The organism is Streptomyces sp. Ru71 (assembly GCF_002920535.1).
In the GTDB taxonomy this organism is placed as follows: domain Bacteria; phylum Actinomycetota; class Actinomycetes; order Streptomycetales; family Streptomycetaceae; genus Streptomyces.
Genome location: NZ_PQSS01000064.1, coordinates 22,541 through 42,901, shown reverse-complemented (window position 1 = coordinate 42,901; position 20,361 = coordinate 22,541). Strand labels below are relative to the sequence as shown.

The following is a 20,361-nucleotide window of genomic DNA, read 5'->3' as shown; positions in this document are numbered from 1 at the left end:
GGCGTTCGGCGGCACGGGTGCTCCGGGGCCGGGAGCGGGCCGGTGGCGTTCGGCGGTACGGGTGTTCCGGCGGCCGGGAGCGGGCCGGTGGCGTTCGGCGGCACGGGCGCTCCGGGCGCGGGGAGCGGGCCGGTGGCGTTCGGCGGTACGGCGGTGCCGCCGCCGGGCGTGGCGTCAGCGCCCTGGGGGACACCGGCGCCCTGGGGGAGCGCGGCGCCCTGCGGGAAACCGGCACCCTGCGGCACACCAGCGGCCGGCGTAGCCCCGGCGGCCGGCCACTGCTGCAGGGCGGGTGTGCCCTGAGCCGGGGTGGCCTGACCCGGAGCGGTCTCGGCGGGCAGGGGCTGGGCTGCGGCCGGTGCGGGCACCGGGTGCGGGAGGCCGGGCGCCGGTGCCGTGCCCGGGACCTGCGCGGGGACGGGGGCACCCCCGTCACCCGGGTTGCCCGGGGCCCCGGCCGCGGGAAGGGGCTGCCCCGGAGCGCCCTGCGCCGGGGTGAACTGGGCCGGGATCGGCCGCCCCGGGACCGGCTGGGGCGCGGGCGCCGGGAGGGGCTGTGCGGCCGTCGCCGGGACAGCGGGCTGCCCCGCGGTGCCCTGGGCCGGCACGGGGCCGGCGGCACGAGAAGCCTCAGCCGGAGTAGCCCCGGCGGCGCCCCCCACGGGCGGCGCGACCGCCCGGCGCCGTCGGCCCGTCGGGGCGTCGGCGGACACGGCGGGCACGGCGGCGGGCGCATCGGCCGGGGTGGCCGTCGGGTGCGGCTGCGGCGGGGTGTGGTGGTCGGAGCCCCCGTCGGGCGCGCTGTCAGGGCGGCCGTGGGCGATCAGGACGTCCGCGGGCACACCCGGCCCCGGCACGGGCAGCGGCATGGCCTGAGCGGGCCCTTGCTCGGCGGCGCCCGAGGCATCCGCGACGCCCGAGGCATCCGTGGCGTCCGGAACCTCCTCGTCGGCCGGGCGGTCGGCGTCGGCCGGCGGGAGGGCGAAGACGGTGCGCGGCGCGGCCTCCTGCGCGGCGGCGCGCTCCTGCGCGGCCGCGAGGGCACGGCGACGCCGCCCCGTCGGCTGCGGAGCGTGCGCCGAGTCCGTCGTGTCCGCCGCGTCCCCGGTGGAGGCGGGAAGCGCGGGCGGCAGCGCGTTCTGCTGGCCCTCGACCGCGCGACGGGCCCGTCGGCCGGACGGCACCGGCACACCCTGCGGCGGGACGGTCCCGCCGAGCCCGCTGCCCGCGGCCGCGGTGCCCGCGGCGTGCTCGTCGGCGGTCACCACGGCACCCTCGGCCGGGGCTCCCGCCCCGCCCGGCGTCGCGGCCGCGCGGCGGCGCCGCCCGGTGCCGCCACCGGCCGGTTCCAGGGCCGCGGCCTCGGCCGGCGCCTCCTCCTGGGGCGCGGCGGCACGACGGCGCCGCCGCCCGGTGCCGCCGGGGCCCTCCGGGGAGCCGGCCGCCTCCTCGGCGCCGTCGAGCTCCAGGAACGCGTCGGTGGACGAACGCCGGGCCCGCCGCCGCCCGCCGCCGGAGGTCTGCCCGTCGCCCGGGACCCCGTCGGCGCCCGCGGCCGGATCGGCGCTCTCGGCGTCCGCGCCCGGCGCGACGGCTCCCGCCCCACCGCCGAGCGGGACTTCGAGGACGTAGGCGCTGCCGCTCATGCCCGGCACCTCGTGGGTCTGCAGCACACCGCCGTGGGCGCGCACGATCCCGCGCACGATCGGCTCGTGCACCGGGTCTCCCCCGGCGTACGGCCCGCGCACCTCGATCCGGGCGACCTCGCCGCGCTGCGCCGCCGCGACGACGACGGTGTTGTCCAGGTAACCGCCCGTGGAGACGGGCGCGTTGCCGGTGGCGTCGACGCCGGCGACGTCCGCGACGAGGTGCGCGAGCGCGGTCGCGAGCAGCCGCGGGTCGACCTCGGCCTCGATGGGCGGCGCGTGCACGGCGAACTGCACCCGGCCCGGACCGATCAGCTCCACGGCACCGTCGACACCCGAAGCGACGACGGCGTCGAGCATGACCTTCGTACGGGAGACCTGCTGCCCGGCGGCGTCGAGCCGCTGGTAGCCGAGGACGTTGTCGATGAGGGTGGTGATCCGCGAGTAGCCGGCGGACAGGTGGTGCAGCACCTGGTTGGCCTCGGGCCACAGCTGCCCGGCGTCGTCGGCGGCCAGGGCGGCCAGCTCGCGGCGCAGCTCCTCCAGCGGCCCGCGCAGCGAGGTGCCCAGCAGGGTCACCAGCTGCTCGTAGCGCGCGTTCAGCGCCTCGTGACGATCCTTCTCGCGCTCGGCGAGGGCGGCGTAGCGTTCCTCCCCCGCGGCCAGTTCCTCCGCGTGCTTGTCGCGGAGCTCCTCCAGCTCGGCGATGTGCTGCTGGCGCAGCGCGGTCAGGTCGGAGGCGTGCTCCTCGGAGAGCTTCTCCAGCTCCTCGGCGTGCGCCTTCTCCAGCGTCGCCTTGGCCTCGACCAGGGCCTCGTACGGGCGCCGGTCGGTGAACGTCATGACGGCGCCGACGAGCTGGTCGCCGTCGCGCACGGGCGCGGTGGTCAGGTCGACGGAGACCTTCTCCCCGCCCTTGGACCACAGCACCTGCCCGCGCACCCGGTGCTTGCGCCCGGAGCGCAGGGTGTCGGCGAGCGGCGACTCGTCGTACGGGAAGGGCGTGCCGTCGGCGCGCGAGTGCAGGACGAGGCCGTGCAGCTCCTTGCCGCCGAGGTCGCTGGCGCGGTAGCCGAGGATCTGCGCGGCGGCCGGGTTGACGAGCACGATCCGCCCGTCGGTGTCCGTGCCGACGACACCCTCGGCGGCGGCCCGCAGGATCATCTCGGTCTGCCGCTGCGAGCGGGCCAGCTCGGCCTCGGTGTCGATGGTGCCGGACAAGTCGCGCACGACGAGCATCAGCAGCTCGTCGCCGGTGTAGCCATAACCGTCGTAGGCCTGCTGGCCGTTCTCCAGATTCGCGCTGGTGACCTCGACCGGGAACTCGGTGCCGTCGGTGCGCCGGGCCATCATCCGGGTCGGCTTGGTGCGCGCCCGCGGGTCGATGTGGTCGGGGCGGCGCATCGAGCCCGGGATGAGCTTGGAGTCGAAGTCGGGCAGCAGGTCGAGCAGCCCGCGCCCCACGAGGGCGGTGCCCGGCGTCTCGAACGCCTCCAGCGCGATGGTGTTGGCGTTGACGACGGTGCCGTTGGCGTTGACCAGCACCAACGCGTCGGGCAGCGCGTCCAGTATGGCTGCGAGGCGAGCAGCGCCTCGGGATGGCCTGCTGCTCACGAGACGCTTCCTCCCTGTTACCGCACCTTGCCGACCGCTCGGGCCATCTTGCCAACCGGCCCGCGGCGTGTCACGCGAGGGAGTCTACGGGGAGGCGTTGCGGCTGCGATGCGGGATGAGCCGGTTGCCCACACGTCCCGGTGACGGCCTCGTCGCGGGCCGGCGCCGCGGCGGGTTCAGTCCCGCAGGTCGGGCAGCAGCGGCACGAAGCGGTCCCAGCGTCCGATCTCGCACCCGTCGCTCCGGTCGAACCGCGCGTCCACCGGGCGCCCGGCCCAGGTGCCGGTCACGTGGGCGGTGGCCGGCCCGCCGTACTGCATGGTGCACATGCTGCCCTCGGGCACGGGCGTGAAGGTCTCCTGCCCCCACCGGGTGTTGCGGTCCAGCGCCTGGCACGCCCCGGCCGCGTCCGGATGGGTGCCGCCGTCCGGGTGGCAGGAGACCTCGTACGTCCCGTCCCAGCGGGGACCGGCGCCCTGGACGTGGACGACGAGATGGTCACCGCCGCCCGGCCGGTCCTCGTCCCGCACGGGCGGCGGCATCAGCGGCCCGCTGCCCGCGCCGGGGTGGGCGGAGGCGACGGAGGGCGCGGCGGACAGCGATCCGGCGGCGAGGGAGACGGCGGCGAGGACGAGGACGCGGCGCAGTGCGCCGGCCGGCCCGTGAGGCGTGACGTGTGACATGACCTGCCTAACGCGACCCGCGGCGGGACGTTGCGCCGCACCGTAAGGGCTTTGCCCTCCGGCCCGCCTGCCTAGTACCGTGGGAGCCGATTGGTGACACGACGCTCGACTGTGTCATCATCTGCACGCACCACTCGCGCTCGCGCGAGCGGCTGTGCTGGAGGCGTCGCCTAGTCCGGTCTATGGCGCCGCACTGCTAATGCGGTTTGGGCCTTAAAGCCCATCGAGGGTTCAAATCCCTCCGCCTCCGCGCTCGATCACCGAAGCCCCGGTCCCCAGGACCGGGGCTTCGTCGTTCCCGGCCCCCGCCCCTCACCCGCCCTCATCCACGTTTTCGCAGGTCAGAGGGGTTCCAGGGATCGGATTTCACATGTCGGCGGCAGTCATGTAATGTTCTTCCTGTCGCCGCGAGCGGGCCGAAAGGAACGAAAGCGGAGGCGGAAAAAATGAACAAGCACTCGTAGCTTAACGGATAGAGCATCTGACTACGGATCAGAAGGTTGCAGGTTCGAATCCTGCCGAGTGCACAGAACAGAGGCCCCGGAGCAATCCGGGGCCTCTGGCGTTTCCGGGGCGTGCGGGCGGGCCCAGTCCTGTGATCGCGGAGATTTTCGACGTGGGGTGGGGCAATGGGCGCGGGGCGTTCGTCGCGTGGATGGTCCTTGGACGAGGAGAACTGGTCCCGCTGGTGGTGGGTCCCCCTGGCCGTCGTCGTCATGGCGGCTGCGACCTGGGGTGTCCTGGGGCTCGTCGAGGGCGGTTGCGAGCGCGGTCCTCGGGGCGGTTGTGTGGCCGCGGACGGCTACAAGGTGCGCGGGTGGGTGCTCTTCCTGGCCGCGATGCCCTCGTACGTCGTGCTGATCACCGGTCTGGTCACCGATCGCTGGCCCCCTGCCCTGGGCGTCGCCGTCGGCGGTGTGGCCTGCGGGCTCTTCGCGCTCACGCAGGGAAGGACGGTGCCGCACCTGACCGTCGCCGGCGTTCTCCTTGTCCTGGCCGTCGTCGCGCCGGTGCTGGCCTGGCGGCGTCGAGGCGTGCGGGCGCGTTGAGGCGCGGTGCAGCGGGTCGTGTTGTCAGTGGTCCCCCCTACCCTCGCAAGTGATGGCACAGGTGTGGAGATGCGCGGGGCTGCGGTGGGTGGGGGGCCGGCCCGTGCTGGGCTGGGATGGGGGCGGTGCTCCGCGCTGACCTGGGGGAAGAGCGTGGCCTTCGGGGTCGAGGACGGGGGTGTGCGGACGTGTGTGGGGGCGCGGGGGCATCCCTGTCCGGGGCGGGTGGAGGTGTCGGCGCGCAGTACCGGTGCGCGGTGTGAGGAGTGTGCGCGGCTGGACCGGGCGCACTCCGTGGCGGCGGACACAATGGCCGACGACCGGCGGCCGTACCACGTCTATCTGGCCTGGTTCGGGCCCGGCATGGTCAAGGCCGGGATCACCGCCGTCGAGCGCGGGTCCGCCCGGCTGCTGGAGCAGGGGGCGGTCTGCTTCAGCTGGCTCGGCGCCGGGCCGCTGATGGCCGCGCGGCGCACGGAGGAGCTGCTGCGGGCCGCGCTGGGCGTGCCCGACCGGATTCCGTACGCCGAGAAGCGGGCCGTGCGGGCCCGGCTGCCCGGCACCGAGGGTGAGCGGGCCGCGGAGGTGGTGGCGCTGCACGCGCGGGCCCTGGCGCTCGACGGCTGGCCGGAGTCGCTGGTGCGCGAGCCGTGCCGGGTCGTCGACCACGTGGAGGTGTTCGGGCTCGGGCGGGAGTCCCGAGCGGAGGTCGTCGGGGAGGTGGCCGGGCTGGGCCCCGGAGGCGTGGTCAGCGGGGAGCTGGTCGCGGCCGCGGGCCCGGATCTGCATCTGCGTACGGCGCGCGGCATCGTCGTCCTCGACACCCGGCTGCTGCCGGGCTGGGGGCTGGTGCCGGCGGCGGGGCGGGAACCGTCCGTGCCGGTGGTGCGGTTCAGGAGGGAGCGGTCCGCGCAGGACGGGTTGTTCTGACCGTTCGGCAAAGAGGGTTCCGGCCGGGCAGGGCGGGCGGCCATGCTGGGCGTCATGACCGATCAGCAGCCCGCCCCACTTCCCGTACCGGCCCACGAACCGCCCTACTACGCCGTCGTCTTCACCTCCGTGCGCACCGAGGACGAGGACGGCTACCCCGAGACCGCCGACCGCATGGACGAACTCGTGCGGAAGATCCCCGGGTTCCTCGGGATGGACCACGCGCGCAGCGCCGGCGGGCTGTCGATCACCGTCGGGTACTTCCAGGACGCCGAGGCCATCGAGGCATGGCGCAGCGACCTCGAACACCGGCGTGCCCAGCGGCGCGGACGCGAGCAGTGGTACGAGCGGTACACCCTGCACGTCGCCAAGGTCGAGCGCAGCCACGGCTTCGTGCGCGACGCCGCCGGCTGACGCCTGTCCCGCCCCGGAGGGGTTCCTGAGAGCCCCCTGTGTGTTTCTCAGGAAAATCACAGACGGGCGAAAGCCTCCTCTCAGAGGCCCCGGACAAGGTGGTCACCATGACCACGACCTCGCCCCAGGGGCGCACCGAACTGCTGAGGCCGGACGGGAGCCCCGTCCGGGTGCTTGTGGTGGACGACGAGCTGTCGATCACCGAGCTGCTGTCGATGGCGCTGCGGTACGAGGGCTGGCAGATCCGCACGGCGGGGGACGGGCAGGGCGCCCTCCGGGCCGCGCGGGAGCTGCGCCCCGACGCCGTCGTGCTCGACATGATGCTGCCCGACATGGACGGGCTGACCGTCCTCGGACGGCTGCGCCGCGAGCTGCCGGACGTGCCCGTGCTGTTCCTGACCGCGAAGGACGCCGTCGAGGACCGTATCGCCGGGCTGACGGCCGGCGGCGACGACTACGTCACCAAGCCGTTCAGCCTGGAGGAGGTCGTGGCCCGGCTGCGCGGGCTCATCCGGCGCTCCGGCGCCACCGACCGGCGGTCGGACTCCGTGCTCGTCGTGGGCGACCTGATGCTCGACGAGGACAGCCACGAGGTGTCCCGGGGCGGCGACAACATCCACCTCACCGCCACCGAGTTCGAACTGCTGCGCTTCCTGATGCGCAACCCGCGGCGCGTGCTCAGCAAGGCGCAGATCCTCGACCGGGTGTGGTCCTACGACTTCGGCGGCCAGGCCAACGTCGTCGAGCTGTACATCTCCTACCTGCGGCGCAAGATCGACGCCGGGCGCGAGCCGATGATCCACACCCGGCGCGGCGCCGGGTACCTGATCAAGCCCGCCGTGTCATGAGCGGACGGCGACGGCCGCGTACGCAGAGGCGGGGACGACAGCCGCGCACGCTGCGGACGCGGCTCGTCGTCGCGTCCGTGGTGCTGATCGCCGTGGTGTGCGCGGTGATCGGCACCGTGACCACGCTGGCGCTGCGCTCCCACCTCTACGACCAGCTGAACCGGCAGCTGGGGGAGATCGCGATGCGGGCGGCGGGACCCGCGGTCGGTGAACCGGGGCCGCGGCCGATGACCGGCCAGGACCCGCTCGACTTCGTCACCCGGGCACCCCAGGGCGGCTTCGGCACGATCGGCGCGACCGTCGTCAGCGGCAAGGTCACCCTGGGCGTGGTCAGCAAGGCGAACGAGGTCAAGATGGCCGAGGCCGTCTACCTCGACTCCGGGCAGCTCGCGGCGCTCGGCGCCGTACCCCGTGACGGGCACCCGCACACCGCGGACCTCCCCGGCCTCGGCAAGTACCAGGTGGAGTACCAGAGCGGCCGCAACGGGGCCTTCTACGTCGCCGTTCCCACCCGCCAGACCGACTCCACCGTCAACACCCTCATCCTCGTCGAGGTCAGCGTCACCGCCGCCGGTCTCGTCGCCGCCGGCATCGCCGGTTCCGTGCTGGTCGGCGTCGCCACCCGCCCGCTGCGCAGGGTCGCCGCGACCGCCACCCGGGTCTCCGAACTGCCCCTGCACTCGGGCGAGGTGAACCTCTCCGAGCGGGTCCCGGAGTCCGAGTGCGACCCGCACACCGAGGTCGGCCGGGTCGGCGTCGCCCTCAACCGCATGCTCGACCATGTGCACGGCGCCCTGCACGCCCGTCAGCAGAGCGAGATGCGGGTACGGCAGTTCGTCGCCGACGCCAGCCATGAACTGAGAACCCCGCTCGCCTCCATCCGCGGCTACGCCGAGCTGACCCGGCGCGGCCGGGAGCAGGTCGGGCCCGACACCCGGCACGCGCTGGGCCGGATCGAGTCCGAGGCCGGGCGGATGACGCTGCTCGTGGAGGACCTGCTGCTGCTCGCCCGGCTGGACGCCGGCCGGCCCCTCAGCTTCGAGCAGACCGATCTCGTCCCGCTCGTCGTCGACACCGTCAGCGACGCGCGCGCCGCCGGACGCGAGCACGTGTGGCGGCTTCAGCTGCCCGACGAACCCGCCCTCGTCCTCGCCGACCCCGCCCGGCTCCAGCAGGTCCTGGTCAACCTGCTGGCCAACGCCCGCACCCACACACCGCCCGGTACGACCGTCACCGCACGGGTGCGTGCCGGCGGGCCCTGGCTGTGCGTCGACGTCGAGGACGACGGACCCGGCATCCCACCGGCGCTCCTCCCGCATGTCTTCGAACGGTTCGCGCGCGGCGACTCGGCCCGCTCCCGGGCGACCGGCTCGACCGGCCTCGGTCTCGCCATCGTGCAGGCCGTGGCGAGCGCGCACGGCGGCGCCGTGACCGTCGACAGCGTGCCCGGCCGGACCGTGTTCACCGTGCACCTGCCCCCGCTCGTCCAGCAGGGGCCGCGGGACTCACAGGCACGGCACAGCGTCACCACATGGGTGCAACAGGGCGTCTGACCACAGTCGCTCGCATGCGAACCGACTCTTCTCCCGGCACCCTGCCGGCGCGGGAGCACCTCCCGGCCGACTCAGCCGGAACGCCTGTCCTGGACGTAGTGATCCCCGTCTACAACGAGGAGAAGGACCTCCGGCCGTGCGTCGAGCGACTGCACGAGCACCTCACCCGGACCTTCCCGTACGCGTTCCGCATCACCATCGCGGACAACGCGTCGAGTGACGCCACCCCGCTGGTGGCGGCGCGGCTGGCGGAACGCATCGCGCAGGTACGGGTGTTCCGGCTGGAGCAGAAGGGCCGCGGGCGTGCGCTGCGGGCCGTGTGGTCCGCCTCCGACGCGCCCGTCCTCGCCTACATGGACGTCGACCTGTCCACCGACCTCAACGCGCTGCTGCCGCTGGTGGCGCCGCTGATCTCCGGCCACTCCGACCTGGCGATCGGCTCCCGGCTGGCGCGCAGCGCCCGGGTGGTGCGCGGGCCCAAGCGCGAGTTCATCTCCCGCTCCTACAACCTCATCCTGCGCGGCTCCCTGCAGGCCCGCTTCTCCGACGCCCAGTGCGGCTTCAAGGCGATCCGCAAGGACGTGGCCCAGGTGCTGCTGCCGCTGGTGGAGGACACCGGCTGGTTCTTCGACACCGAGATGCTGGTGCTCGCCGAGCGCGCGGGGCTGCGCATCCACGAGGTGCCGGTCGACTGGGTCGACGACCCCGACTCCACCGTGCACATCGTGAGGACGGCCACCGACGACCTCAAGGGCGTGTGGCGGGTGGGCAGGGCGCTGGCCACCGGGTCGCTGCCGCTGGACCGGCTCGCCCGCCCCTTCGGCGACGACCCGCGCGACCGCGACATCAAGGACGTCCCCACCGGACTGGCCCGCCAGCTCGTCGGCTTCTGCGTGGTCGGCGGACTGTCCACCCTGTTCTACCTGCTCCTGTACAGCGGCTTCCGCACCGTCACCGGCTCGCAGCTCGCCAACGCGCTCGCGCTGCTGGTCTCCGCGGTCGCCAACACCGCCGCCAACCGCCGGCTCACCTTCGGGGTGCGCGGCCGCGGCGGCGCCGTACGGCACCAGGCGCAGGGGCTGGTCGTGTTCGGCATCGGACTGGCCCTGACCAGCGGCTCGCTGGCCGCGCTCGGCGCCGCGACGTCCCAGCCCGCGCACTCCACCGAACTGGCCGTGCTGATCGCCGCCAACCTCGCGGCGACCGTGCTGCGGTTCCTGCTCTTCCGCGCCTGGGTGTTCCCCGAGCGGGACACCGCGTCGTACCGCGCCGACGGCACCGATGCCGACACCCGCACGTATACCGCCGCCGACTCCTCCTGGCGGGACGTCACCCTGCAGCTGCAGCCGGTGCGCCCGCACGACACCGACCCGAGGGACCGCCGATGACCACCCACAGCTCCGACGACGTGGCCACCTGGGGCCCGCCCCCGACCGCACCCCCGACCGCATCCCCCACCGTCGCCCGGCCCGCCGCGCCGCCCCCGGAGGCCGACGGCCCCCGGCCCGCGGACCCCCGCTGGGCCCGCCCGGCGCTGCTCGCCCTGCTGCTGGCCACCGGCCTGCTCTACCTTTACAACCTGAGCGCCTCCGGCTGGGCCAACTCCTTCTACTCGGCGGCGGTCCAGGCGGGCAGCAAGAGCTGGAAGGCGTTCTTCTTCGGCTCCCTCGACGCCGCGAACGCCATCACCGTCGACAAGCCCCCGGCCTCCCTGTGGCCGATGGAGCTGTCGGTGCGGATCTTCGGCCTGAACTCCTGGGCGATCCTGGTGCCCGAGGTGCTGATGGGGGTGGCGACGGTAGCCGTCGTGTACGCGGCGGTACGGCGCCGGTCCGGTCCGGTGGCCGGCCTGCTCGCAGGCGCGGTGCTGGCGCTGACCCCGGTCGCGGCGCTGATGTTCCGCTTCAACAACCCGGACGCGATGCTGGCGCTGCTCATGGCGACGGCCTGCTACCTCGTCGTCCGCGCGCTGGAGGACGGGCGGACCAAGTGGCTGGTGTGGGCCGGGGTCGCGATCGGTTTCGCGTTCCTCGCCAAGACCCTCCAGGCGTTCCTGATCCTGCCGCCGCTGGCGCTCGTGTACGCGGTCTGCGCGCCGGTGCGGCTGCGCAGGCGGCTCGGTCAACTGGCCCTGGCCACGCTCGCGCTGGTCGTCTCCGGCGGCTGGTGGGTCGCGATCGTCGAGCTGTGGCCGGCGTCCTCGCGGCCGTACATCGGCGGCTCGCAGAACAACAGCTTCCTGGAGCTGACCTTCGGCTACAACGGGCTCGGCCGCATCAACGGCGACGAGACGGGCAGCGTCGGCGGGGGCGGCGGCCCGGGCGGCGGCAACGGCGGCGGCATGTGGGGCGCCACCGGCTGGGACCGGATGTTCAACTCCGAGGTCGGCGGCCAGATCTCCTGGCTGCTGCCGACGGCGCTGATCCTGCTGGTGGCCGCGCTGTGGGCGACCCGGAAGGCCGGCCGTACGTCCGTGACCCGTGGCGCGTTCCTGGTCTGGGGCGGCTCGCTGCTGATCACGACGGTCGTCTTCAGCTACATGGCGGGCATCTTCCACCAGTACTACACGGTGGCCCTCGCCCCCTATCTCGCGGCCGTGACCGGCATGGGCGCCGCCGTGCTGTGGGAGCGCCGCAAGCGGACCTGGGCGTCGCTCGCGCTCGCCGCGTCCGTCGTGGCGGCGGCGGTCTGGGGGTATGTGCTGCTCAACCGCACCGCGGAGTACCTGCCCTGGCTGAAGTGGCTGGTGCTGGTCGGCGGCCTGGCCGGCGCGCTCGGGCTGATCTTCGCGGGCCGCGTCACCCGGCGGCTCGCGCTCGCCGCGGCGGCCGTGAGCGTGCTGGCGGCGCTGGCCGGTCCGACGGCGTACACGCTGAGCACGGTCGACTCCGCGCACACCGGTTCCATCCCGACGGCGGGTCCGGCGGGCGCGAGCATGATGGGCGGCCGGGGCGGCCCCGGCGGCGGCCCCGGGGGCGCCGGGACGCGCGGCGGCTTCGGCGGCGGGGCGATGCCGGGCCAGCAGGGCCAGCAGGGCCAGGGCCAGGGCAACGGCTTCCCGGGCGGCGGCACCGGCGGCTTCCCCGGCGGCGGCCTGCCCGGCCAGGGCCAGAACCAGCAGGGCCGGCAAGGCCAAGGCGTGCCCGGCGCGGGCGGTTTCCCCGGCGGCCGCAACGGCGCCGAGGGCGGCATGGGCGGCGGCGCCGGCGGCCTGCTCAACGGCGCGAACGTCAGTGCCGAGGCCAGGAAGCTGCTGGAGACGGACGCGTCGAAGTACACCTGGGCCGCCGCGTCCATCGGCTCCCAGAACGCGGCGAGCTACCAGCTCTCCACCGGCTACCCGGTGATGGCGATCGGCGGCTTCAACGGCACCGACCCGTCCCCGACGCTCGCCCAGTTCAAGAAGTACGTCGAGGAAGGAAAGATCCACTACTTCATCGCCGGCGGCGGCATGGGAGGCGGCGGCATGGGTGGCAGCGGCACGTCGTCGCAGATCACCTCCTGGGTCGAGAGCACCTTCAAGAAGGTGACGGCCGGCTCGGCCACCTTCTACGACCTGACGCAGAAGACGAGCGGCTGAGAAGGGAAGGCCGTACGACGGAGGACCCGTGGTGTGCACCGCCCCGCGATCACGGTGCGGCGCACACCACGGCACGGACGCGACCAGCGCTGTACGGGTGCTTTCGACGTCCTCGCGGTGCTTTCGGCCCCTCGTCAGGAAAGGAGTTGTTCCGGCATTGTCCGCATGACCAGAGGGGCAGGTGGCGGGTGACTCCGGCGCACCGCAACGACAGGCCGTACGAATCCAGGAACCGTGCGAGGCGACGCGGCGCCCTGGCCGTGAGCGTGACCCTCTTCGCCGCGATGGTCATGGCGTTCCTGGGCGCCGCTTCGGCCAGCGCCCAGGCACCGCTGTGCTTCGGGCGCCCGGCGACCGACCCGGGCAGTACGACCGGGACTGCGGGCAACGACGTGATCATCGGCACGCCCGGGGCCGACACGATCGACGGCCTGGGCGGCAACGACCTGATCTGTGGTCTGGGCGGCGACGACCGCCTCATCGGCGGTCCGGGTGACGACCGGATCGACGGCGGCGACGGCAACGACGACGTCGTCGGGGACGGTTTCGCCCTGCAGGGCGACGTGAAGGGCCCCACCGGGTCCGACCGGCTGATCGGCGGCGCCGGGGACGACTCGATGGTCGGGGACAACTACGCCGCTTTCGGCGACGCCGAGCACGCCTCGCCCGACACCCTGTCCGGTGGTCCCGGCTCCGACAACCTGGTCGGCGACGTCCGCGGCGACCACGCGGACGGCGGTGCGGACGACCGCCTGGACGGAGGGGACGACAACGACAGCCTCATCGGCGACTCGCTCGGCTTCTACGCGGCGACCGGCGCCGGTGACGACGTCCTCCTGGAGGGCCCCGGCGACTTCGGCGACGCCACCGGCGACAGCACGTCCTTCATCGGCAGTGCCGGCGGAGCGGGCGGCAACGACCTCATCGACATGGGAGCGGACGGCGGGTTCTTCGCGATCGGCGACCACAGCGCCCCGACCACCGCGACCGGGTCCGGTGACGACCGGATCAGCGGCGGGGCCGCCGGCGAGCTGACGATCATCGGTGACAACAGTGTCGGGGACGCGGCCGGCTCCACCCTGACCGCGGGCAACGACCTGATCACCGCGCGCGGCGGGGACGACACCGTGTTCGGCGACAACGTCTCGTTCAACCCCGAGACCCAGCAGTACGACCTCGTCGGCAGCGCGGGCGGCCGGGACCGCCTGGCGGGCGGGGCCGGGAACGACTCCCTCTTCGGCGGCCCCGGCGACGACCTCCTCGACGGCGGCCCCGGCACGGACACGTGCGACGGCGACGGTGGCCGCAACATCGTGATCAACTGCGAGACATGACGGACCGGCAGAAGGGCCCGGCCGGGTGAGCGGCCGGGCCCCTTCCGCGTGCCCCGGCCCCGCGAGGGACACGGGCCACGGAGCGACACGGCGGCACCCCCCTAAAGTGGGGCGCAGTGGCCGAGTCTTTGGAGGTTGCGCCGATGGCGAGGGCAGCGGGGCCGGCGCGGTTGAGCGTGTGGCGGCAGGACAAGCCACGGCGCGGCGGCCGGGGCGGTGGCCAGCCGTCCGGGCTCGACCGGGACCGGATCACCGCCGTCAGCGTGCGGCTGCTGGACGCCGAGGGTCTGGCGAAGTTCTCCATGCGCCGGCTGGCCGCCGAGCTGAACGTGACCGCGATGTCCGTCTACTGGTACGTCGACACCAAGGACGACCTGCTGGAACTGGCCCTCGACGCGGTCTACGGCGAGATGCGGCTGCCCGATCCCACGGCGGACGGCGTCGACTGGCGCGAGCAGCTGCGGGAGCTGGCCGCGCAGTACCGCGGGGTGCTGGTGCGCCACCCCTGGGTGTCGCCACTGGTCGGCCGCTACCTCAACATCGGGCCCAACAACGTGGCGTTCTCCCGGGTGGTGCAGCAGGTCGTGCGCCGCACCGGCCTGCCGGTGCACCGGCTCACCAGCACCATCTCGGCGGTCTTCCAGTTCGTGTACGGCTACGGCACTCTGGAGGGCCACTTCAACACGCGCAGCGCGGCCCTCGGCATGTCCCGCGACGAGTACTTCCGCAACTCGGTGGCTCAGGTGAGCGAGTCCCCGGCCTGCGCCGAGGTCCTCCAGGAGTCCAGGGCGATCATGGAGGCCCGGGGTGGGGACACGGTCGAGGAGATGATGGAGCGGGACTTCACCTACGCGCTCGACCTGCTGATCGCGGGCATCGAGGCGCTGGTGGAGCGCGAGGGGTGACGCGCTAGTCCTGCTCGGCCAGCCGTGCCGGGAAGCCGCCCGTGGCCACCGGACCCCACCGCTCGGGCGTGATCCGGATGATGGACTTGCCCTGCTTGACCATGGCCTGCCGGTACTCGTCCCAGTCGGGGTGCTCCCCGGCGATGTTGCGGTAGTACTCCACGAGCGGCTCGACGGAGTCGGGCGTGTCGATCACCTCGGCGGTGCCGTCGATCTGCACCCACGGCCCGTTCCACTCGTCGCTCAGCACGACGAGGCTGACCCGGGGGTCGCGCTTGGCGTTGCGGGTCTTGGCGCGCTCCGGGTAGGTGGAGACCACGATCCGCCCCGAGTCGTCGACCCCGCAGGTCAGGGGAGACGCCTGGGGGCTGCCGTCAGCGCGCCGGGTGAGCAGCAGGGCGCGGTGCCGGGGGCGTACGAAGTCCAGCAGCTCGTCCAGGGAGACACGGGTGTTGGTCGCGATGTTCGGTGCCATGCCCGCAGCCTAGGCCGCGGGCGCCCGGATGTGCCTGACCCTGGCGTTCCTACGCCTGCGGCAGGGTGTCGCCCTGCACCGCCTGGATGTCCAGCTCCACCTTCAGCGTGGTGCCGATGGCGGCGATGCCGGCCTGGAGGACCTGGTTGTAGTTCATCGCGAAGTCCTCGCGGTGCAGTTCGGTCGTGGCGCGGAACGCGGCGCGGGTGCCGCCCCAGGGGTCGGCGCCGGAGCCGAGGTAGGCGAGGTCGAGGTCGACGGGCCGCAGCACGCCGTGCATGCCCAGCTCGCCGTGCACGGTCCAGCGGTCGGGGCCGGCGGCGGTGAGGCCCGTGGACCGGTAGGTGATCTCCGGGTAGGCGTCGACGTCCAGGAAGTCCGGCGAGCGCAGATGGTCGTCGCGCATCTTGTTGCCGGTGTCGATGGACGCGGCCTGGATGACGGCCTCCACCCGGGAGCCGGTCACGTCGTCCGGGGCGATCTCGATCCGGCCGGCGAAGTCCGTGAACCGGCCGCGCACGCTGGAGATGCCCAGGTGCTGGGCGACGGCGCCCACGGACGAGTGGACCGGATCGATGGTCCACGGGCCGGGCGGCGGCAGTTCGGTGCCGCCCTGCCGGGCCAGCGTCACCGTGCCGACCTCGGCGCGTCCCGACGCGGTGACGATCGCGCTGGAGGCGGCCGGCGCGTAGCCGACGGCGGTGACGATGACGGTGTACGCCCCGGGAGCCAGGGCGGTGTCGTCGCGTACGGCGCCCTCGGTGTCGGCCTCGGCGCGCAGCACCTGGGTGCCGGTCATGTCGGTCACCGTGACGACCGCGTGCGACACGGCCCATCCGTCCCGGGTGCGGATCCTCGCGGTCAGTCCCATCCCGTTTCTTCTCCCTGCGAAGCTGTGCAAATCGGTCGTAAGAGTCCGGCCCGCGGCGGGGCGCACCTCCGCTCGAAGTGCGCTCGCCCGCCGCGGGCCGGGGTCGGACTACTCGCCGGGGTGGGCGAGTTCGATGTCGTGGCCGTCCACGCCGCCGCCGTTGACGGTCAGCGCGGTCGCCACCGGCGGGTAGCCCGTCGCGATGACGGTGTACTCGCCGCTGTCCAGGTCGGTGAAGGCGTACGCCCCGTCCGAGCCGGTGGTCGCGGTGCCGACGACGTTGCCGGCGGCGTCGACCAGGGTCACCCGGGCGTCGGCCAGCGGGCCGTGCGGGGCGCGGACGACGCCCTGGAGCTGGGCGCCGGTCTCCAGGTCGACCTCGACGCGGGTCACGCCGGCGCCGCCCACCTCGACGGGCAGCGCGCGCGGCCGGTAACCGGCGGCGTTGACCGCGATGGTGACCGTGCCCGGGACCAGCTCCGCGAAGGAGAACTCGCCCTGCTCGCCGGTGGTGGCGCTGGCCAGCAGGTCACCGCGCACATCGGTGACGATGACCATCGCGTCCTTGACCGGCAGCGCCGACTCGACGGCCCGCACCACACCGGTCAGACCGCTGGTACCGGACAGCAGGATGTCGTACGTGACCGGCTCGTCGCCGACGACGATCGTGGACGCCTGCGGCTGGAAGCCGTCGGCGGAGGCGATCAGGACGTAGGACCCGGCGCCCGGCGCGCTGACCGCGTAGGAGCCGTCGGCCTGCGCCACCGAGCGGCCGAGCTGCCGGCCGGCCAGCGAGATCAGCGTGACGGCGGCCTGCGCCACCGGCGCGCTCTCGGCGCCGCGGACGAAGCCGCGGACCGGGATGCCGCCTACGGTCGGCTCCTCCCGCTCGATGGTGGCGACGGCGGCGAGCTTCTGCGGTGCCGTGCCGTCCGTGGCGGCCTCGGTGTCCGAGGCGGCCGAGGCCCAGCTGGGGGTCTTGTCCTGAACCGGCTGGGCCGGGGTGGCGGCGGCCTCGGCGGCGGAGGGGGCGGCGGCGGGGGCCGCGGCCTCGGTGTGCGCCTCGGCGGCCTGGGCCAGGGCACCGGTGGTGCGCAGCGGGACCTCCTTGATGAACAGGGTCACGAGGAAGGCGAGGAAGGCGATCGGCGCGACGTAGAGGAAGATGTCGCCGATGCCGTGCCCGTAGGCGCCCTCCAGCCAGGTGCGGATCGGGCCGGGCAGCGCGTCCATGTCGGGCAGCGTGCTGCCGCCGGCGGCCTTGGCCGCGGCCAGCTGCTCCTTCGGGCTGAGCTGCCCGATGGTGTCCTTGGCGTAGTGGCTGATCCGGGTGGTCATCACCGAGCCCAGCACGGAGACGCCGACCGCACCGCCGAGGGAGCGGAAGAAGGTGACCGTGGAGGACGCGGCACCGAGGTCGCTCGGGGCGACCTGGTTCTGCGTGGACAGCACGAGGTTCTGCATCATCATGCCGACGCCGAGACCCATCAGCGCCATGAAGATCGCCAGGTGCCAGTACGGGGTGTCGTAGCGCATCGTGCCCAGCAGGCCGAGGCCCGCCGTCAGCAGCACACCGCCGGCCACCAGCCAGGCCTTCCACTTGCCGGTGCGGGTGATGACCTGGCCGGAGACCGTGGACGACACGAACAGGCCGCCGATCATCGGGATGGTCATGACGCCGGACATCGTCGGGGACTTGTCCCGGGCCAGCTGGAAGTACTGGCTGAAGAAGACGGTGCCCGCGAACATCGCGATGCCGACGAACAGCGAGGCGACCGAGGCCAGCGTGATGGTGCGGTTCTTGAACAGGCGCAGCGGGATGATCGGCTCGCTGGCCTTGGTCTCGGTGAAGACGAACAGCAGGGCGAGCAGCACCGAGCCGCCGACCATGACGCCGGTCTGCCAGGACAGCCAGTCGTACTTGTCGTCGGCGAAGGTGACCCAGATCAGCAGCAGGCAGACGGCCGCGGTGATGAAGAAGGCACCGGCCCAGTCGACCTTGACCTTGCGCTTGGTCTCCGGCAGGTGCAGCGTCTTCTGCAGCACCACCAGGGCGATCAGCGCGAACGGCACACCGACGTACAGGCACCAGCGCCAGCCGAGCCAGTCGGTGTCGGTGATGACACCACCGATGAGCGGACCGCCGACGGTGGCGACGGCGAAGGTCGCGCCCAGGTAGCCGGAGTAACGGCCGCGCTCACGCGGGGAGATCATCGCGGCCATGATGATCTGCGCCAGGGCGGACAGACCGCCGGCGCCGATGCCCTGCACGGCACGCGCGGTGATCAGCATGCCCGGGTTCTGCGCCAGACCGGCCACGACCGAGCCCGCGATGTAGACCACGAGGGCTATCTGGACCAGCGCCTTCTTGCTGACCAGGTCGGCGAGCTTGCCCCACAGGGGAGTGGTGGCCGTCATCGCCAGCAGCGAGGCGGTCACGACCCAGGTGTACGCGCTCTGACCGCCGCCGAGGTCGGTGATGATCTCGGGCAGCGCGTTGGAGACGATGGTGGAGGACAGGATGGCGGCGAACATGCCGAGCAGCAGCCCGGAGAGCGCCTCCATGATCTGCCGGTGCGTCATCGGAGCATGGCCGCCGGAGGCGCCTCCCCCGTGCTTGGCATGAGCCCGCACACCGGCTGGTGTGGTCGTTGCCATGGGCTTCCTTTACTTACGTGCTTGCGGGTGTACGGGTGGTCGTCTCGACCACGGGTGGCGGTGCGGGGGGCCGCAGCGGGGATGGGGGTCCCGCCTGTTCGAGCGCGGCCGGGAGCTTGGGGGAACGGCAGTCGTCGAAGCTGGCCCGCAGCCGCTGCATCAGGCGGGTGAGCTGGGCGACCTCCTCGTCGCTCCAGTCGCCGAGCCGCTCGGCCAGCAGCTGGGTGGTGGCCCGGGACATCGCGTCGAGCTTGCGGTTCCCTTCCGGGGTGAGCCGCACGATGCGCGACCGCTTGTCCGCCGGGTCCGGGGAGCGCTCGATCCAGCCGCGCTCGGCGACGTGCGCCACGTGGCGGCTGGTGACGGACATGTCCACGGCCAGCAGCTCCGCCAGCTTGCTCATGCGCATGTCGCCGTACCGGCCGAGCAGGGTCAGCACGGCGGCCGAGCCGCTCGGGCAGTCGGACGGCAGGATCCTGCCGAGCTCCCTTTTGACGGCGCCGAAGGCGCTGAACTGACGGATCAGCTCCTCGTACTGCGCCTTTGCGGCCATCACGCCTCCCGTATTCGTTGCTTAGGGCAACCATAGGCTTGGTTGGTTGCCGCAGGCAAATAAAGGGGGAGCCGCCGGGATAAAAACTTGGCAAAGGCAAGTATTGCGGAAGTAAACGTGCAGGTGGGGGTGGTCGCAGGGGTGATCAGCCCCGCACTTGGGCCCGAGGGGCGGATTCGCTAGTGTCTCGGGCCATGGCTAACACCCAGGGCCCCCAGGGCAACTACGACCCCGCCGGCAGCACCCAGATGTTCCGCGCGTTCGTCGACGAGGCTCCCCAGGGACGGCAGCAGCAGGCCGCTGCCACCTCCTCCGGCCCGCGCATCGGACTGATCGTCGGGGTGATCGCCGCCGTGGTGATCGTCGCGGCGGTGGCTTGGCTCGCGCTCAAGTAGGCAGCGGCGCGGTCACTTCCAGACGACCGCGACGTCCCGTGTCTCCACGTGCATGCCCAGCGGCACCCGCCAGGCGTCCACGCACACCGTCCAGGTCCGCTCCAGCCGCGCCCCGGCCCCGATCGGCGCCGGCAGCGCCGCGGTCGACTCGACGGTCCCCCAGTCGATCCCGAGCCCGCCGATGATGTGCGTCCCGAAGGTCACCGTCCCCGAACGCACCGGCGTGCCGCCCGAGTTGCGGAAGGTGACGGTGACCTTCTCGCACCAGCGCTGATCCGCGGGCGCCCGGACCGGGCCGGTCCAGGTGAGGGCGGCGGGGGCCGGCGGCGGCTTCGGGGCGGGAGAGGGTGCGGGCTTCGGCGTCGGCGATGGTGTGCCGGCGGAGGGCGGGGCCTGCGGGGAGGTGTGCCCCGGGGCAGGCGCCGGGGGCGCTCCGGGCCCGTGCGGTGACGCCGGAGCCGGTGCCCTCGAAGGCACGGAGGCGTTCGCGGGCGCCGGTGCGCCGGGTGCCATGTCAGCGGCCGTACGGCGGTCAGGGGCCGCGGTCCCGGCGGACGCGGCGGACTCGGCCGGCGTCCGTGGTGGCCGTGAACTCCCCTTCTCACCGGGCGCGTTGTCCGCCCGGCCGTCCAGCGGGACCAGCCGTACGTCCTCCGTCGGCCTCGCCGCCGTACCGGAGGCCAGGGGGCCGCCGGCGGCGCCCACCGCGGCGTATCCCTCGCGGCCGTCACCGCCGCCCGTCGCCAGGAGCACCCCGCCCGCACAGACGACGGCCGCCGACGCACCGATCACGGCGCCCCGGCGGCCACGTGTCCACGTCGATCGCAGCATCGCGCCATGGTGACTGACGCCG

16 protein-coding genes, 2 tRNA genes and 1 pseudogene are annotated in these 20,361 nt (G+C 73.5%); 12 read left to right on the top strand and 7 right to left on the bottom strand.

All coding sequences use genetic code 11. From position 1 onward, the window contains the following. Both C3489_RS28835 and C3489_RS28830 read right to left on the bottom strand, forming a co-directional pair. The coding region (locus C3489_RS28835; RefSeq protein WP_146075363.1) for a PAS domain-containing protein at positions 1-3,260 on the bottom strand (3,260 nt) is incomplete at its 3' end. A gap of 176 nt (positions 3,261-3,436) precedes the next feature. Beyond that, positions 3,437-3,943, bottom strand: a complete 507-nt coding sequence (locus C3489_RS28830; protein ID WP_103785013.1) for an SSI family serine proteinase inhibitor — start codon at positions 3,941-3,943, stop codon at positions 3,437-3,439. Between the two features lie 159 nt (positions 3,944-4,102). Here C3489_RS28830 and C3489_RS28825 point away from each other — a divergent pair. The 11 genes and pseudogenes from C3489_RS28825 to C3489_RS28775 all read left to right on the top strand — a co-directional run bounded on the left by C3489_RS28825 (position 4,103) and on the right by C3489_RS28775 (position 14,556). After that, positions 4,103-4,193, top strand: a tRNA-Ser gene (locus C3489_RS28825). 204 nt (positions 4,194-4,397) lie between these two features. Further along, a tRNA-Arg gene (locus C3489_RS28820) sits at positions 4,398-4,470 on the top strand. Between the two features lie 135 nt (positions 4,471-4,605). Continuing rightward, positions 4,606-4,992, top strand: coding sequence for a hypothetical protein (locus C3489_RS28815; RefSeq protein WP_103785012.1), 387 nt, complete (start codon positions 4,606-4,608; stop codon positions 4,990-4,992). Positions 4,993-5,044: 52 nt separating this feature from the next. Beyond that, a pseudogene (locus C3489_RS28810) lies at positions 5,045-5,922 on the top strand (DUF2797 domain-containing protein). Positions 5,923-5,976: 54 nt separating this feature from the next. Beyond that, a complete protein-coding gene (locus C3489_RS28805; RefSeq protein WP_103785017.1) occupies positions 5,977-6,336 on the top strand; it encodes an antibiotic biosynthesis monooxygenase in 360 nt (119 codons plus the stop codon). 107 nt (positions 6,337-6,443) lie between these two features. Then, positions 6,444-7,184, top strand: a complete 741-nt coding sequence (locus C3489_RS28800; protein ID WP_103785011.1) for a response regulator transcription factor — start codon at positions 6,444-6,446, stop codon at positions 7,182-7,184. Then, a complete protein-coding gene (locus tag C3489_RS28795; RefSeq protein WP_103785010.1) occupies positions 7,181-8,737 on the top strand; it encodes a HAMP domain-containing sensor histidine kinase in 1,557 nt (518 codons plus the stop codon). Before C3489_RS28800 ends, C3489_RS28795 begins: the two co-directional genes overlap by 4 nt. A 14-nt stretch (positions 8,738-8,751) precedes the next feature. Next, a complete protein-coding gene (locus C3489_RS28790) occupies positions 8,752-10,125 on the top strand; it encodes a bifunctional glycosyltransferase family 2/GtrA family protein (protein ID WP_103785009.1) in 1,374 nt (457 codons plus the stop codon). Further along, complete coding sequence (locus C3489_RS28785) at positions 10,122-12,317, top strand: glycosyltransferase family 39 protein (protein ID WP_103785008.1); 2,196 nt, start codon at positions 10,122-10,124, stop codon at positions 12,315-12,317. Before C3489_RS28790 ends, C3489_RS28785 begins: the two co-directional genes overlap by 4 nt. Positions 12,318-12,577: 260 nt before the next feature. After that, on the top strand, positions 12,578-13,651 hold the full coding sequence (locus C3489_RS39910; protein WP_146075362.1) for a calcium-binding protein: 1,074 nt from the start codon (positions 12,578-12,580) through the stop codon (positions 13,649-13,651). Between the two features lie 143 nt (positions 13,652-13,794). After that, on the top strand, positions 13,795-14,556 hold the full coding sequence (locus C3489_RS28775; protein WP_103785006.1) for a TetR/AcrR family transcriptional regulator: 762 nt from the start codon (positions 13,795-13,797) through the stop codon (positions 14,554-14,556). Between the two features lie 4 nt (positions 14,557-14,560). On the opposite strand, the gene C3489_RS28770 is transcribed toward C3489_RS28775, so the two are convergent. The 4 genes from C3489_RS28770 to C3489_RS28755 form a co-directional block, all read right to left on the bottom strand. Further along, a complete protein-coding gene (locus C3489_RS28770; RefSeq protein ID WP_103785005.1) occupies positions 14,561-15,031 on the bottom strand; it encodes a PPOX class F420-dependent oxidoreductase in 471 nt (156 codons plus the stop codon). A 49-nt stretch (positions 15,032-15,080) separates the two neighbouring features. Continuing rightward, the gene (locus C3489_RS28765) at positions 15,081-15,902 is read right to left on the bottom strand and encodes a YceI family protein (protein WP_103785004.1); all 822 of its coding nucleotides are present in this window, start codon (positions 15,900-15,902) and stop codon (positions 15,081-15,083) included. Positions 15,903-16,010: 108 nt separating this feature from the next. Continuing rightward, positions 16,011-18,560 (bottom strand): MFS transporter, encoded by a 2,550-nt coding sequence (locus C3489_RS28760; protein WP_103785003.1) that lies wholly within the window; start codon positions 18,558-18,560, stop codon positions 16,011-16,013. A 13-nt stretch (positions 18,561-18,573) separates the two neighbouring features. Then, positions 18,574-19,113, bottom strand: a complete 540-nt coding sequence (locus tag C3489_RS28755) for a MarR family winged helix-turn-helix transcriptional regulator (protein WP_103785002.1) — start codon at positions 19,111-19,113, stop codon at positions 18,574-18,576. Between the two features lie 194 nt (positions 19,114-19,307). On the opposite strand from C3489_RS28755, the gene C3489_RS28750 reads away from it, so the two are divergent. Beyond that, positions 19,308-19,508: a hypothetical protein gene (locus tag C3489_RS28750; protein WP_103785001.1), complete on the top strand. Its 201-nt coding sequence runs from the start codon at positions 19,308-19,310 to the stop codon at positions 19,506-19,508. Positions 19,509-19,520: 12 nt separating this feature from the next. Here the strand turns inward: C3489_RS28750 and C3489_RS28745 are convergent, their stop codons facing one another. Further along, positions 19,521-20,339 (bottom strand): hypothetical protein, encoded by an 819-nt coding sequence (locus tag C3489_RS28745; protein WP_103785000.1) that lies wholly within the window; start codon positions 20,337-20,339, stop codon positions 19,521-19,523. Between the last annotated feature and the right edge of the window lie 22 nt (positions 20,340-20,361).